14 protein-coding genes are annotated in these 16,713 nt (G+C 32.5%); 8 read left to right on the top strand and 6 right to left on the bottom strand.

From position 1 onward, the window contains the following. Window positions 1-119 precede the first annotated feature (119 nt). Entirely contained in the window at window positions 120-1,907 is a 1,788-nt protein-coding gene (locus tag CLV00_RS13065; protein WP_099715595.1) for an ABC transporter ATP-binding protein, read from the top strand. 99 nt (window positions 1,908-2,006) lie between these two features. On the opposite strand, the gene CLV00_RS13070 is transcribed toward CLV00_RS13065, so the two are convergent. Beyond that, window positions 2,007-3,176 (bottom strand): proline dehydrogenase family protein, encoded by a 1,170-nt coding sequence (locus CLV00_RS13070; protein ID WP_099715596.1) that lies wholly within the window; start codon window positions 3,174-3,176, stop codon window positions 2,007-2,009. A gap of 92 nt (window positions 3,177-3,268) precedes the next feature. Here CLV00_RS13070 and aroB point away from each other — a divergent pair, with 92 nt between their 5' ends. From aroB to CLV00_RS13105, 6 genes are all read left to right on the top strand, one after another. Next, entirely contained in the window at window positions 3,269-4,336 is a 1,068-nt protein-coding gene (gene aroB / locus CLV00_RS13075; protein ID WP_099715597.1) for a 3-dehydroquinate synthase, read from the top strand. Between the two features lie 286 nt (window positions 4,337-4,622). Then, a complete protein-coding gene (locus CLV00_RS13085; protein ID WP_099715599.1) occupies window positions 4,623-6,026 on the top strand; it encodes an arginine decarboxylase in 1,404 nt (467 codons plus the stop codon). 93 nt (window positions 6,027-6,119) lie between these two features. Next, on the top strand, window positions 6,120-7,091 hold the full coding sequence (locus tag CLV00_RS13090) for a deoxyhypusine synthase family protein (RefSeq protein ID WP_099715600.1): 972 nt from the start codon (window positions 6,120-6,122) through the stop codon (window positions 7,089-7,091). A gap of 9 nt (window positions 7,092-7,100) precedes the next feature. Then, window positions 7,101-7,508, top strand: a complete 408-nt coding sequence (locus tag CLV00_RS13095) for a DNA primase (protein ID WP_099715601.1) — start codon at window positions 7,101-7,103, stop codon at window positions 7,506-7,508. Between the two features lie 87 nt (window positions 7,509-7,595). Then, entirely contained in the window at window positions 7,596-9,707 is a 2,112-nt protein-coding gene (gene recQ, locus CLV00_RS13100; protein ID WP_099715602.1) for a DNA helicase RecQ, read from the top strand. A gap of 10 nt (window positions 9,708-9,717) precedes the next feature. Then, on the top strand, window positions 9,718-10,191 hold the full coding sequence (locus tag CLV00_RS13105; protein WP_099715603.1) for a DNA-deoxyinosine glycosylase: 474 nt from the start codon (window positions 9,718-9,720) through the stop codon (window positions 10,189-10,191). A gap of 4 nt (window positions 10,192-10,195) precedes the next feature. Here the strand turns inward: CLV00_RS13105 and CLV00_RS13110 are convergent, their stop codons facing one another. The 4 genes from CLV00_RS13110 to CLV00_RS13125 form a co-directional block, all read right to left on the bottom strand. Continuing rightward, a complete protein-coding gene (locus CLV00_RS13110) occupies window positions 10,196-10,711 on the bottom strand; it encodes a DinB family protein (RefSeq protein WP_099716347.1) in 516 nt (171 codons plus the stop codon). A gap of 10 nt (window positions 10,712-10,721) precedes the next feature. After that, window positions 10,722-13,307, bottom strand: coding sequence for a phosphoenolpyruvate carboxylase (locus CLV00_RS13115; protein ID WP_099715604.1), 2,586 nt, complete (start codon window positions 13,305-13,307; stop codon window positions 10,722-10,724). Between the two features lie 96 nt (window positions 13,308-13,403). Further along, the gene (locus CLV00_RS13120) at window positions 13,404-13,883 is read right to left on the bottom strand and encodes an Lrp/AsnC family transcriptional regulator (protein ID WP_072943262.1); all 480 of its coding nucleotides are present in this window, start codon (window positions 13,881-13,883) and stop codon (window positions 13,404-13,406) included. Window positions 13,884-13,959: 76 nt separating this feature from the next. Next, the gene (locus CLV00_RS13125) at window positions 13,960-15,114 is read right to left on the bottom strand and encodes a M14 metallopeptidase family protein (protein WP_099715605.1); all 1,155 of its coding nucleotides are present in this window, start codon (window positions 15,112-15,114) and stop codon (window positions 13,960-13,962) included. Window positions 15,115-15,425: 311 nt separating this feature from the next. Between CLV00_RS13125 and CLV00_RS13130 the strand changes: the two genes are divergently transcribed. After that, the gene (locus tag CLV00_RS13130) at window positions 15,426-15,902 is read left to right on the top strand and encodes a helix-turn-helix transcriptional regulator (RefSeq protein WP_099715606.1); all 477 of its coding nucleotides are present in this window, start codon (window positions 15,426-15,428) and stop codon (window positions 15,900-15,902) included. 254 nt (window positions 15,903-16,156) lie between these two features. On the opposite strand, the gene CLV00_RS13135 is transcribed toward CLV00_RS13130, so the two are convergent. Beyond that, window positions 16,157-16,708, bottom strand: coding sequence for a 1-acyl-sn-glycerol-3-phosphate acyltransferase (locus CLV00_RS13135; RefSeq protein ID WP_099715607.1), 552 nt, complete (start codon window positions 16,706-16,708; stop codon window positions 16,157-16,159). Window positions 16,709-16,713: the final 5 nt, after the last annotated feature.

Raw genomic sequence — 16,713 nt, forward strand, 5'->3', positions numbered from 1 at the left:
AAATATTGAGCCTATTTGCTTTTACGCTCTATCATAGTACTTTATGTTTCGCATGAAACACTACTATTTTTTTGTATTGATTCGTTATAGTCTTACATTTGTGACATAAACAATACATAATGGCAAGGTTCAAAGAAAATGATTTACCAAAATCAAAAATAACTGCAAGTTCACTCAATAAAGCAATTCTAATATTTCAGTATGCTGGAAATCATCGTTGGAAATTTTATGTAGGTTTAATTTTTTTATTATTTACCGGTGCTACTGCTTTAGCTTTTCCAAAATTGATGGGGATGCTTATCGATTGCGTGAAAAATAAGGATAACGCTCAGGCAAACATGATTGCAGGAGGTTTAATAATAATCTTATTTCTTCAATCAATATTTTCGTTTTTCAGATTGTATTTATTTGTCAATTTCACTGAAAACACCTTAGCTAATCTTAGATTATCGCTTTACAGTAATTTAGTAAAACTACCCATGTCTTTCTTCTCACAAAAGCGTGTTGGAGAATTAAACAGTAGAATCAGTTCTGATATAACACAAATACAAGACACATTAACATCTACAATTGCCGAATTCTTAAGACAATTTATTCTAATCATTGGAGGTGTTCTTTTATTAGCAAATGAAAGCATCAAATTGACATTGTTGATGTTATCAGTAGTTCCGCTTGTGGCTGTTGCTGCCGTTATTTTTGGACGATTTATCAGGAAATATTCTAAAAAAGTACAAGATCAAGTTGCCGAAAGCCAGGTAATTGTTGAAGAAACCATGCAAGGAATCAGTATTGTTAAGGCTTTCGCCAATGAATGGTATGAAATTGCCCGCTATAATGGTAAAATTAAAGAAGTTGTGAAATTAGCCATCAAAGGTGGAAAATACCGAGGATACTTTGCTTCCTTCATTATTTTCTGTCTTTTTGGAGCTATTGTAGCCGTAGTTTGGTTTGGTGTTCGATTGAGCATTAGCGGCGAAATGAGCGTGGGACAATTGATTTCTTTCGTATTGTATTCTACATTTGTAGGAGCTTCTTTTGGAGGAATCGCAGAACTTTATGCTCAAATCCAAAAAGCGATTGGTGCCACGGAAAGAGTTTTTGAATTATTGGATGAAACTCCTGAAAAAATTAATTCAGTTCAAGAGGCTGCTGAAACCCAGAAAATAAAAGGTAATGTTACGTTCAACAATGTAGCGTTCAGTTACCATTCCAGAAAAGAAATTAAAGTATTGAAAGACGTCAGTTTTACGGCTAATTTTGGCCAAAAAATTGCTATTGTAGGTCCAAGTGGAACTGGAAAATCGACTATTGCTTCCCTATTATTACGTTTTTATAATATTGATGAAGGAGAAATATTAGTTGACGGAAAAAATATTTATGGTTTTGATTTAGAAAACCTTCGCGGAAACATGAGTATTGTACCGCAAGATGTTATTCTATTTGGAGGAACCATCAGAGAAAATATTGCGTATGGTAAACCAAATGCAACCGAAGAAGAAATTCTTACAGCTGCAAAACAAGCAAATGCTTATAATTTTATCGAAAGTTTTCCTGAAAAATTTGAAACTATTGTGGGAGAAAGAGGAATTAAACTTTCCGGAGGACAAAGACAACGTATTGCAATTGCGAGAGCTTTATTGAAAAACCCAAGTATATTGATTCTGGATGAAGCCACATCATCATTAGACAGTGAAAGTGAAAAACTAGTTCAAGAAGCGTTGGAAATTTTGATGGAAGGAAGAACCAGCATCATTATAGCACACCGTCTTTCGACCATTCGAAGTGCCGATCAAATTTTGGTTTTGGATAAAGGAAAAATTACTGAACAAGGAACGCATCAAGAATTAATAGCTTTAGAAAATGGTATTTATAAAAATTTAAGCAATTTACAATTTAGCAATTCTTAAATTTTAATTCCAATAAAAAACTCCATTAATCAAAGGACTAATGGAGTTTTTTTATAGATTTTAATATAACCGAATACTAAAAACTGAACACTGAGAACTTTATTTCCCTTTTCTTCTGTTACGTTCTGTTTTAATTAATGTCAATTCTCGACTGGTTTGTCCCGCTACCGAAGTATTTTCTTCAGCACGACGAATCAAGTACGGCATCACATCTTTTACAGGACCAAAAGGCAGGTATTTAGCAACATTATAGCCATGAGCGGCCAAATTGTAGCTTATATTGTCACTCATTCCATACAATTGACCAAACCAAATTCTATCATCGTTTGTTTTAATCCCTTTTTGCTGCATCAATTCCATCAACGTATAGGTACTTAACTCATTGTGGGTTCCTGCAAAAATAGACATTGTATCTAAGTGTTCAATCATATAGCGAACTGCAGCGTCATAATTTTCATCGGTAGCTTCTTTTGAAGCGCATATTGGCGATGGATATCCTTTTTCTTCTGCACGTGCAATTTCTTTTTCCATGTAAGCACCACGAACTAATTTCATACCAATGAAGAATCCCTCTTTTTTGGCTTGCTCGTGTAATTTTTTCAGGTAATCCAAACGATCCCAGCGATACATTTGCAACGTATTGAAAACAATGGCTTTTTCTTTATTGTATTTGCGCATCATTTCGGTCACTAAATCATCCGCCGCATCTTGCATCCAACTTTCTTCACCATCAATGAGTAAGGCAACATTTTTTGCATGAGCATCTTTACAAACCAAATCAAAACGAGCCACTACTCTATTCCATTCTGCCTGCTCTTCAGGAGTTAACGTTTGTTTTTCGCCCAATTTCTCATACAATTCAAAACGACCGAAACCGGTTGGTTTAAAAACTGCAAAAGGAATTGCTTGACGTTCTTTGGCAAATTCAATGGTTTTTAAAGTCATTTCAAGTGCAGCATCAAACTGATCTTCTTCCTCTTTTCCTTCTACAGAATAATCCAAAACAGATGAAACTCCTTTAGTGTACATTTTATCAACAACCGAAAGACAGTCCACTTCGTTTACTCCGCCACAAAAATGGTCAAAAACCGTAGCACGTATCAAACCTTCCACAGGAAGATTCGCTTTTAGGGCAAAATTAGTAACCGCAGTTCCTATTCGAACTAGAGGTTGATTATCAATCATTTTGAAAAGAAAATAAGCTCTATCAAGTTCCGTATCACTTTTTAATGAAAAGGCAACTTGCGTATTATTGAATATTTTTTCCATTATTTGTTAAATTTTTGTACAAATATAGACAGAGTTTTGAATATTATTTAGCAAAAATTGCCTTATTTTGCGGTTCCAATTAATCAATACAGATGCAATCAATTCAAGCCAACAGTTATCCGATTCATTTCAACGAAAAAGGATATGAAGCCTTAAACCTTCATTTGACAGAAAATAAGTATTCCAAACTTTTTATTATTGTAGACAGTAATACAAATGAATTTTGCATACCAAAATTTCTCCCTTTTTTAGAAACGGATCTTACTATTGAAATCATTGAATTTGATGCCGGTGAAGAGAATAAAAATATTGAGACTTGCGTCCAAATTTGGAATGTATTAACAGAACTAGGTGCTGACAGAAAAAGTCTTGTAATTAATCTGGGTGGCGGTGTTGTTACTGATTTAGGCGGATTTGTTGCTTCAACATTCAAGCGAGGAGTTGATTTTATTCACATTCCTACCACGCTACTATCCATGGTTGATGCTTCTGTAGGCGGAAAAAATGGGGTTGATTTAGGAAATTTAAAAAACCAAATTGGTGTTATTAATGTTCCAATAATGGTGCTTATCGATACCCAATATCTTGAAACAGTACCACAAAACGAAATGCGTTCCGGTCTTGCCGAAATGCTAAAACACGGTTTAATATATGATAAGGAATATTGGGAGCAATTTTTAGATTTAAAATCTATAGATTTTGCTGATTTTGATGCATTAATTTACCGTTCTGTCGAAATAAAGAATGAAATTGTAATTCAAGATCCTACTGAGAAAAACATTCGGAAATCATTGAATTTTGGTCATACTTTAGGTCATGCCATTGAAAGTTATTTTCTAGAAAATGAAAATAAAACCACTTTATTGCACGGAGAAGCTATTGCCGTTGGGATGATATTGGAAAGCTACATTTCATTACATAAAAAACTCATCAGTCAAGAAGAGTATTTTCAGATAAAATCAAGCATAAAGTCTATATATGACGACATTATTTTTGATGAAAATGACATCGAACCTATCATGGAATTACTCATACACGACAAAAAAAACGAGTACGGAAACATACAGTTTGCTTTAATAGAAGGTATCGGAAAAATAAAAATCAATCAATCTGTTGAAAATGAATTAATTCTTGAAGCGTTTCAAGATTATAAATCTTAATTATTTTTTATAAAAAGGATTGCATTGCGTATATAATATTTTTTACATTTGCATCGATGAAAAAAAGTCAAAACAAGCGAAATTATAGTTCTAATAAAACCCGAAACAATATGTCTTTTCTAAGAATATTGAAACGGTTTTATTCTATTAAAGGAAACTTTAGTTTTGATATTTTCCAATACATGAAGGCAGAAAACGAGAAGCTTCAGATTGTTTATGCAAATATCAGAGTTTGAATTTTAGATTAAGTTATACACACTATTTTAATCTATAATTCTAAAATATAATGAATACAAAATATTCTGATTTAATCAATCAAACCTATTACTTTCCTCAAGAAGAATTTACTTTAAACAAAGATAATCTTCAGTTTCACAATATTGATTTGATGAAACTAGTAGAAAAATATGGTACGCCTTTAAAATTTACTTATTTACCTCAAATTTCCAATAATATCAACAAAGCCAAAAGCTGGTTTCGTAAATCAATGGAAAAAAATAAGTATGAGGCAAAATATTATTATTGCTATTGTACTAAAAGCTCTCATTTTGAATACATTATGAATGAGGCTTTCAAGAATAACATCCATATTGAAACATCGTCTGCTTTCGACATTAATATTGTTGAGAATTTATTGGCAAACGGAAAAATCAATAAAAGCACGTATGTAATTTGTAATGGTTTCAAAAGAGACCAATATATTGAGAATATAGCGCGACTTATTAATACTGGTCATAAAAACACAATTCCAATTATTGACAATTATGAAGAACTTGATTTACTTCAAGGTCAGATAAAAAACAAATTCAAGATTGGAATTAGAATTGCTGCAGAAGAAGAGCCTAAATTTGAGTTTTATACTTCTAGATTGGGAATTGGATACAAAAACATTGTTCCGTTTTACAAAAAGGAAATCAAAGAAAATAAGAAATTGGAACTGAAAATGTTGCACTTTTTTATCAATACAGGTATCAATGACAATGCCTATTACTGGAATGAATTAGTAAAATGTATCAAGGTTTACGTAGCATTAAAAAAGGAATGCCCTACTCTTGACGGATTAAATATTGGTGGAGGTTTTCCAATAAAAAACTCATTGGCATTTGAGTACGATTATCAATATATGATTGACGAAATCATCAATCAGATTAAAATAGCTTGTGATGAAGCCGAAGTCGATGTTCCAAATATTTTCACTGAATTTGGTTCGTATACTGTAGGTGAAAGTGGTGGAGCCATTTACCAGATATTGTATCAAAAACAACAAAATGACAGAGAAAAGTGGAACATGATTGATTCATCTTTCATCACTACTTTACCGGATACTTGGGCAATCAACAAACGTTTCATCATGCTGGCAGTCAATCGCTGGAATGATACATACGAAAGGGTTTTATTGGGTGGAATGACTTGTGACAGCGATGATTATTACAACTCAGAACAAAACATGAATGCCATCTATTTACCAAAATACAATAAAGAAAAACCATTATACATTGGATTCTTTAATACTGGAGCCTATCAGGAAACAATTGGGGGTTACGGCGGTTTACATCACTGTTTGATTCCACAGCCTAAACACATATTGATTGACAGAGACGAAAACGGATTTTTGGCAACTGAGGTATTCTCAGAGCAACAAACCTCTGAAGACGTTCTGAAAATATTAGGGTACGATAAGAAAAAATAAATTCACAATAATTCAATTAGTCAATTTAAAAATTCGTTAAATTTGAAATAGTATTTTTAACATAGTGATTTTTAAGTATTTAAATTTTAAAAAATGAGCAAAGGACCAATCAGTCAGTTTATTGAAAAGCATTATTTGCATTTTAATTCTGCATCTTTAGTTGACGCAGCTAAGGCTTACGAACAACAATTAGCCAATGGTGCAAAAATGATGGTGAGCATGGCTGGAGCTATGAGTACAGCAGAGATTGGAAAGATTTTTTCCGAAATAATTCGTCAGGACAAAGTGCAAATTATTTCTTGTACTGGTGCAAATCTTGAAGAAGATATCATGAATTTGGTAGCGCATTCTCACTACGAAAGAGTGCCTAATTATCGTGATTTGACTCCTCAAGACGAATGGGATTTACTGGAGAGAGGTTTAAATCGTGTTACAGATACTTGTATACCGGAGCACGAAGCATTCCGTCGTTTGCAAAAGCATATTTACAAGATCTGGAAAGATGCTGATGATAAAGGTGAAAGATACTTTCCGCATGAATTTATGTACAAAATGTTACTTTCAGGTGTTCTTGAAGAATATTACGAAATTGACTTAAAAGACAGTTGGATGTATGCAGCTGCTGAGAAAAATTTGCCTATTATTGTACCGGGTTGGGAAGACAGTACTATGGGAAATATATTTGCATCGTATGTAATTAAGGGAGATTTGAAAGCTTCTACAATGAAATCCGGTATCGAATATATGGTTTTCTTGTCAGACTGGTATCCAAAAAACAGTACAAACGGCGTAGGTTTCTTTCAAATTGGTGGTGGTATTGCTGGAGATTTTCCAATATGTGTTGTACCAATGTTATACCAAGATATGGAAATGCATGACATTCCGTTTTGGAGTTATTTCTGTCAGATTTCAGATTCAACGACCAGTTATGGTTCGTATTCTGGAGCGGTGCCAAATGAAAAAATTACTTGGGGTAAATTAGACATTAAAACTCCAAAGTTTATTATTGAGTCCGATGCTACCATTGTAGCACCTTTAATTTTCGCTTATTTATTAGACTTATAGAATATTTTTATGAAAAGAGTAATTGTTGATTACGCAAAACTTACCAATGAAATTTTAAACCTATTGGTGGATAAATTTCCAGATGGTTATGATGATTCAAACATTATTAGTTTTAGAAACGCTAAAAATGAATTAGTTGAAGCAGTTGAAGTACGAACTGAAGACACTATTTATTTAGTAAAAGTGAGCACTAAACTTGCTGATAGAATTGAAAATTATGATGAAGATGATGAAATAATCATAGACGATGTTGTTGAACCAATCAAAGGTTTAGATTTAGATGACGATATTGATGATGACGATGATGAAGATGCTATCGATAAACCAGATTCTGATTCAGGAGATGATGAAGACGATGACGATTCAGACGAAAAAGACTTTTCAGATGAAGATGATGACGAAGAAGATGAGGATTAATTAATCTCATTTTTAAAAATACATTTATAAAGGAACTCACCACGAGTTCCTTTTTTTATTACTTTAGACCTCTAAATACACGCCACAATGACCCATGAAATTTTACACGCCAAACTGAAAGAGAGCTTTGGTTTTGAAAAATTCAGACCCAATCAAGAAGACATTATAAATTGTATTCTTTCCGGCCAAGATACACTAGCGATTATGCCAACGGGTGGTGGAAAATCAATTTGCTTTCAATTGCCTGCACTGATTTTTTCAGGAATTACAATCGTAATTTCTCCGTTAATTGCTTTGATGAAAGATCAAGTCGATGGCTTGAAAGCAAACGGAATTGAAGCCTGTTACATCAACAGCAGCCAAACCGAAGAGGAACGACAGTTTTATTTGGAACGTTTAAAATCTAATACAATTAAGTTAGTTTACATTGCTCCCGAAAGTTTATCTTTTCTGGATTCTATCTTCAACAGTTTAAGCATAAGCCTTATTGCAATTGACGAAGCGCATTGTATTTCGTCTTGGGGACACGATTTTCGTCCAGCGTATACTAACTTGGGTTATCTAAAAAACCGCTTCCCTTCCACTCCAATTTTAGCTTTAACTGCCACAGCCGATAAAGCTACACGCAAAGACATTAGCGAACAATTAAATTTAAAAAACCCTAGATTATTTGTAGCTTCTTTTGATCGAAAAAATTTAAGTTTAGAAGTGCGTCCCGCTTTAGACAGAGTCAAACAAATTATAGATTTCATTCAAGAAAAACCAAATGAATCTGGAATTATTTACTGCTTAAGCAGAAAAACAACAGAAGAACTTGCAGATAAACTACAAAAAATTGGTATTAGTGCAAAAGCCTATCATGCTGGTTTAGACACTAAAATTCGCTCTAAAACACAAGACGAATTTATCAACGATGATTGTAAAGTGGTTTGTGCAACCATTGCTTTTGGAATGGGAATTGACAAATCAAATGTGCGCTGGGTCATTCATTATAATTTGCCGAAAAATATCGAAGGCTATTACCAGGAAATCGGTCGTGCCGGTCGAGATGGTTTGCCATCAGAAACAGTATTGTTTGAGAGTTATGGCGATGTGATTCAATTGCAGAAATTTGCCTCCGAAGGCTTAAATGCCGAAGTGCAACTGGCTAAACTGGAGCGAATGAAACAATATGCAGACGCCTTAAGTTGCCGCAGAAAGATATTACTTTCCTATTTTGGGGAACTCATTACTGAAAATTGCGGGAATTGTGATATTTGCAAAAATCCGCCGCTGTTTTTTGATGGAACGGTGATTGCTCAAAAAGCATTATCGGCAATTATTCGTTTGCAGGAAACGGAACCTTTACCTGTAATCATTGACTTTCTGCGCGGCTCAAAAAATGCCTATATCTACGAAAAACAGTATCAAAATCTAAAAACATACGGCGTTGGAGTTGATCTTTCGTGGTTTGATTGGAATCAATATCTAATCCAACTCATCAATCTGGGCTATTGCGAAATTGCTTTTCATAAACAAAACAAAATCAGATTAACGGCTCTTGCCAAAAAAGTATTGTTTGAAGGAGAAAAAGTACAACTAACCACGGTTCAGAAAATCAACATTGAGAAGCACGAAGTCAAAGAAACGAAAAGTAAATCGGTTGCAAATTCACTTTTTGAAACCTTACGAAAATTACGTTATGAGATTTCCAAAGAAGAAGAAGTTCCTGCTTATGTAATTTTTAGCGATGCGGCTTTACGCCAAATGGAAACTGAAAGACCAATGAGTGATACCGAATTATTAGCAATTGATGGCGTTGGTAGAGCAAAACTGGAAAAATATGGTGATGCTTTTATCAAAGCAATTATTGATTTTCAAAAATCTAAAGTTGTCAGAAAAAAGAAAGAAGCCACTACCTACAAAGAAACATTAGAACTTTATAAAAATGGATTATCAGTAGAGGAAATTGCTCAAAAAAGAAAATTAGGTTTAAGTACGATTATGTCCCATTTAGCGAAACTTTATGTTGATGGAGCTGAAGTAGATTTGAATCCGTTTATCTCAAAAAAAGAAGTTTCTCAAATTGCTGAAGCGCAAATAAAACTGGAATCGCCAAATGCCTTAAAACCTTATTTTGATTATTTAGAAGAAAAAATAGATTATGGAAAAATCCGTTTGGCATTAGCAATACTAGAAAAAGAAAATACAGCACTTTAAAAAACTTAAAATGATCAATTCATTCCCTCCTTTTGTAAATTCTCAAACCGAAATTTTGATTTTGGGAACAATGCCTGGAATCGCCTCTCTGGAAAAGCAGGAATATTATGCACATCAAAGAAATCATTTTTGGAAAATAATGTATACGCTATTGCATAATTTACCAATATCTGAAAAATTCGAGGAAAAAATACAATTACTCCAAGCGAATAAAATAGGACTTTGGGATGTTTTAGAAAATTGCGAAAGAAAAGGAAGTCTGGATATTCATATCAAAAATCAAAAGGAAAATGATTTTAAAACCTTGTTTAGAGAATTCCCAGGAATCACTAAAATCATTTTTAACGGAAAAGAAAGCCATAAATACTTTCTGAAAAAATTTGGACAAATAGAAGACATCACGTATTATGTGATGCCTTCCACTAGTCCTGCTAATACCATGTCATTTGAAAACAAGCTGAAAAATTGGTCAACTTGCTTCTAATAAATTATAAATATCTTTCTTGAAAAACTTTTTGATGGTGCTTTAAATGACCTATAATTATAAAAGCAATTGCACGAACTGAGACAACTGTATTAGATGCTGTTCCGGTTCTTTTCATTTGCTCTTCTGAAAAGCTTTTAAAAAGAAATAAATTAGAATGTCTAACCGCTGAGAATTCTGCTAATAAATCTTGAATATTTCTACTATTAGCGTCCGTATTATCTACATAATGATTCTCATCAAAACCCGGTAAAGGCGTTTCATCATTTCTGGAAATTCGCAATGCTCTATAGGCAAAAATGCGCTCTGTGTCTATGATGTGCTGAATAATATCTTTGATTGTCCATTTCCCTTCAGCATATCTATAATCAAATTTATCCATTGGAATATTTTGTACAAAACGAATAAAATCGTGAAGAGAAATTTCTAATTCTTCAATCATTTCAACATTTCCGGCAGCTTGAATATAAGTTGCATTAAAACTTGAATACTCGTTTACAGGCAATTGATATGTTTTCATTTTTTTATAATTAAGCTGAATTTCTACTGGCATTAGTGTTTCCAAAAAGAGAACGGGTAACGATTTTTTCGTATACTTTTATTAAAGCTTCATCTGGCTTATCCTCTTTGTTTAATTCATTTATACGAAGTAATGCATATTGTTGTATTGTCAACAATGGCAATACTATACGCTCTCTTATTTGTATTGATGCTTTACCGTCAGGATAATTTTCCATAAGCTCTTTATGACCTGCAATTTTCAAAAGTAATCTTTTTGTTTCTAAAAATTCGTCATAAATTATTTGCCAAAAAGCCCCAAATTGAGGATCTTTTTTCATGTAAGCCGTTAATGGAAAAAATGATTTTGCCAATGACATCATACTGTTTTCTAACAAGGTTTTAAAGAACAAAGAATTATCATATAAATCTTGAACTTTATTCCATTGATCCGTATCTTCAAAATGCTTTAAAGCAGTACCTACTCCAAAAAATCCGGGTACATTTTGCTTCAACTGACTCCAAGAACCCACAAAAGGAATCGCACGTAAATCAGCAAAATCTAAATGCTCCGATTTACTTCTTTTAGATGGGCGGCTTCCAATATTTGTTTTAGCATAATACTTCAACGTACTCATTTGCTCTAAATACGGAATGAATTTAGGATGATTTTTAAAACTCAAATACTTTTCATATCCTAAACCTGCTAATTGATCTAAAATATCTTTTTCATTAACAGTCAACTCATTTTGCCCTTTACTAAAGACCTGATTGGTTACACCAGCGCTTAACAAATTCTCCAAGTTATAACGACAAGAATCTAAAGTCCCAAAATTAGAACTAATCGTTTGTCCCTGTACCGTAACCTGAATCTCGTTGTTTTCAATGTTTGGACCTAATGAAGCATAGAATTTATGTGTTTTTCCACCACCACGAGCTGGCGGTCCACCACGACCATCAAAGAAAATTGCTTTTATACCATATTTTCTTGAGATTTCAGTAAGCTCCTCTTTTGCCTTGTAAATGCTCCAATTCGCCATTAAATACCCACCATCTTTAGTCCCATCAGAAAAACCAAGCATGATTGTTTGCTTGTTGTTTCTATTGGTCAAATGCTTCGCATAAGCAGGATTCGTATATAATTTCTCCATGATTTCATGCGCGTTTTGTAAATCATCAACAGATTCAAAAAGCGGAATAATATCAACGGATGGATTTTCCCAATTACTCAAACGGAATAACGCAAAAGTCTCCATCACATTAAGCGCACTTTCGTTATTACTTATTATATAACGGTTTGCACCAAATTCCCCATTGTTTTCTTGAATAGTTTTTATGGCTTGAATCGACTCAATTGTAGATCTTGTCATCTCATTTTCAAATACAATCGGGTCAAGATTACCTTTAACCTTAGACAATACTGAAAATTTCTCTTCTTCAGAAAGCTCATAATAATTTTTAGGAAAAACTAATGTATTCGAATTTGAATATAATCCTACTACGTCTTTAAAAACGGTATCGTGTATTTTGCTGTTTTGACGAATATCTAAAGACGCAAAGTGAAAACCAAACAGATTAACTTTTATCAAAAGCGCATCTAATTCATCCAGATATAAAGACTGGTGTTGGTCTATAACAATTTGTTTTATTTTATTCAATTGCGATTTAAATTCATTCAAAGTGATAAAAATTTCACCTTTAGAATAAAAAACAGACCTGTAAAGTTTTTGTTCCAATTCGGTCACCAAAGTATCTACACCTGAGAAAGTTAATTTTCTTTTTAAATTTCTCATTTCTACGTAATAGCACTTTAAAATAGACGTTCGCAAACGTTCCGCTACTTTCAAAGTTATCTCCGTTGTCACAAAAGGATTTCCATCACGATCACCACCTGGCCAAAATCCAAGCTTAATCAATGGATTTTTTATGGAGTCACCATTATATATATTCTTTTGAAGGTAATGCACCATCTCACCAGAAGTTTGATAAAACACATTTTCAAGATACCAGATTAAACTAACTGCTTCATCAAAAGGATTTGGTTTTTCGTTTTGAATAAAAGGCGTCTTACCTAATTGAGCCAACAATTGCTTAATATCCAGTAAGTTATTTTTTCGAATAGCTTCTGTCAAATCATTGATAATCCCAAGAACAGCACCAGGATAAAATTGCGTAGGATGCGCAGTCAAAACGGTTCTCACATTGAAATCTTCCAGAAAATCAATCAATTCTTCTTTCTTGTCTTTTGCATCTGACTTTTCCTTGATATCTCTCAACGAACCTCTTCCTTCCATGTTATTAACAACCGGAAAAGCAGCGTCCTCAATGGCATCAAACAATACAATTTGACGCTCGATATATTGAATAAATCGAAACATTAAATCAATTTTCTCTGTCTCTGAAGCACTTTGCAAATATCTTTTGGCAAAAAAATCGACAATTTCCTTAGGTGTTTCCTGTTTTTTGAAACCGATTTCACAAACATCTGTAAATAAAGGCAGCAAAACCCCAGTATTATCAATAGAATCAAAGGGTAATGTTATAAAAACACTATTATAAATGTGGTATTTAGAAAGAACGTCCTGATTGAAACGTTCAATTTTTGGTAGCGTGTACATAATCAGTTGTAGTTGGTTTAGTTAGTTAATTTGTCATAAAAAAACCCCAAGAATTAACTTGAGGTTATATTTATAATATAGCGTATTCAAGATTAATTACATATTTTTAAAAATAGTATGCATCAAGCGCTTCTTATCATTTATGCTTTCCTCAAGTGAGATCATAGTTTCAGTTCTGTAAACACCGTCAATATCATCAATCATAAAGATAACGTCCTTTGCATGCTTAGTATCTTTAGCTCTAATTTTACAAAAGATATTGAATTTCCCTGTAGTAACAGAAGCTACTGTCACAAAAGGAATCTCATTAATCCGCTCTAAAACAAATTTTGTTTGAGAGGTATTGTTTAGAAAAACACCAACATAAGCGATAAAAGAATATCCTAATTTATCATAATCAAGAACTAATGAAGATCCCATGATAATTCCGGCATCCTCCATTTTTTTTACTCTGACATGAACAGTTCCTGCAGAAATCAATAATTTTTTTGCAATATCCGTAAAAGGGACTCTTGTATTGTCTATCAACATATCTAAAATCTGGTGATCTACTTCATCTAAACGAAATTTACTCATAATTCTTAAATTAATATTATTAATTGCTATAACAAAGTATAAAAATATACATAAAAACAACAAAAAGACATAAATATTATATTTTTATCATTCCGTTAACAACTTTTATGTTATTATCTAAATAAAAATCAGCTTTTTGATTCAATTTAGGAATATTATCAAAATCATCTTTATATAAAGCTCCTTTAGCATCGTATTCAAAATGACCGAAATAATTTTCTAAATCCCCTATTTGTGAAACATAGGCATTAAAACAAACCCGATTTTCAATTAACTCCTCTTTGTATTGTGATGCAAAATTGGTGATTATTTCGATACCATCATAATTTATTTTGATGTTTTTATACATAAAATCATAAAAAACGACTTTATTTTGAGGAATATTCAAATATTTATTAATTCCGTTGCTAACTATAACGTTTTCGCAAAGTGACATAAAACTCGAAATTAGCGCCATAAAAACATATTTACGCGTTTCTTCTCTTTCATAATCATTTGCAAAATGTCCGGCTTCAAACAATAAAGTAGGCACTCCTAAATACTGAAACGTATCTCCAATACAGTTTATATTAAACGAATCATCAAAACGACCAATTTGATTTGGTAAATATTCCTGAAGTACTTCATTTATACTCGCAATCAAATTGATAGCTTTCAATCTAGACTCGTTTATTTCCCGTTCTTCATTATAAGAAGGCGCCAAAAACGACAATGTAGCAGGTTTACCCGTATCGCTTACACCAAAAATAGTACGCTGATCATGAAGATTAAAGCAATAATCCGGCTTAAAAGTCTCGAAAGTCTCTCTTAAAAGCTTGCTTTCTGGCTGCGTGAGATCTTGCGAATCGCGATTTAAATCTATTTTATTAGCATTCTCCCTTGTATATAATGTTGCGCCATCAGGATTCAACATAGGAATACTGCAAAAAGTAAATATATTTAGTAATTTTTGAGCCAATTCTGAACCACTATGCAATACATTTAAAAAGTCAAACAACGCTTTTGTAGTTGTACTTTCATTTCCATGCATTTGTGACCAAAGAAAAATTCTAGTTTTACCTGCTCCGATTTCATACGAATAAATAGATTTTCCAAGAACTGATTTTCCAATAATACTTAGTTGATTATTGGTGTTTAATTTTTGTAATAATGGCTCAATCGAATCTAAAGTTATGTAACGACCTCGAATAGATTCTTCTTTATATTGACTGAATAACTGTTCTAAATTCATGCTGTTTTATTTGATTTACAAAAGTAAACATCTTTATATTTACATTTGTAAGCTATTTATAATTCATAAATTTCAATGATGTAAACAGTATTTAGCGTTTAGCCGTAGTAAACCTAGTTCCTATAATTGACAATTGTTACCTGTTTTTAGAATATGAATTATGTATTTATTTATCAAATAGTTAAGCGCACTTATATCGATTTAAACTTTACATTATTTACTGTAATAAATACTATTTACACTTGTAATTTTGGTGTTTCAATCTATTTTGATTACATTTGTAAATAGTTAATTTTTAATATTAATTTACAATGGTAAACATAGAGGATTTTATAAAAAGATTAGAAATTATACTGGATTACTACAGTTTGAATGCTTCTTCTTTTGCTGATAAAATTGGCGTACAGCGTTCCAGTTTGTCTCACCTACTTTCAGGAAGAAACAAACCCAGCTTGGATTTTATACTTAAAATATTGGAGGTTTTCCCCGATGTGGATTTGTATTGGATTTTGAATGGAAAAGGAAACTTTCCCAAAAATTCAGAACAGTTTGATAAAAAAGAAAACAGCGTTGAGCAAATAGTAAAACAAAATATTGCTACTCCTCCGCTTACTGAAATAATTCCTGAGAATTTATTTTCGGAAATAAAAATTCCAAATCCAATTCCTGCATTGGAAACAAAAAAAATAGAAAATCAAAATAGCTCCAAAGAATCGCATTCTGATGAAATTGATAAAATCGTAATTTTTTATAAAAATGGAACTTTTAAAAGTTATATCCCCGATTAAAAAAATAACCCCAATTCAGATTTCCAAATTGGGGTCATTCAAAAAAAAACTAAATTGTAATTTTATTTTCTAAAAACAAAAAACTGAAATTCCACTAGCTTCAACTCTTACATATTATCGCACGAAGCGAAAAGCAACATCAAAAAAGCGCAACTAACAATAAACTTTTCGTGTGAATCATTTTTAGAATATAATTCTATATACGGAAAATTCAAAGTTTTGGTTTTAACCTTTTAATCCTATTATAACTTTTGCTAAAATAAATATCCTTTTTCTGGAATTTTACCTTCAACACCTATAAAATGTTTTTTCAAAATAGTCATATCGCTTTCGATATTGCCAGAAGGAAAAACTGGATTTCCTAAATTTACTTCTTTCTTACCAAAATTAAAAGCTACAGGAATAATAGGAACATTTGCTTTCAAAGCAATATAATAAAATCCGGTTTTTAGTTCCGTAACTTTTTCACGGGTTCCTTCCGGAGCAACAGCCAAACGAAAAATTTCCTTTCTTTGGAAAATTGCCGCAATAGAATCGACTTTGTTCAAACCTCCAGAACGATCCAATGGTTCGCCGCCCATATACCTAAAATAAAATCCGAAAGGAAAACGAAACAATTCCTTTTTACCAACCCAGTTCATTTCTAATCCAGTTATTCCTCTGGTAAAAATTCCCAAATAAAAATCATGCGCACTTGTATGCGGCATCACCATCATGACACATTTTTTGATATCCGCATCAATTGTCCCAACTATTTTCCAACCCATAAGCTTGAAAAATATCCATTTGTAAAATTGTTTCTTCATTCTTT

Source organism: Flavobacterium sp. 11 (assembly GCF_002754315.1).
Classification (GTDB): domain Bacteria; phylum Bacteroidota; class Bacteroidia; order Flavobacteriales; family Flavobacteriaceae; genus Flavobacterium; species Flavobacterium algoritolerans.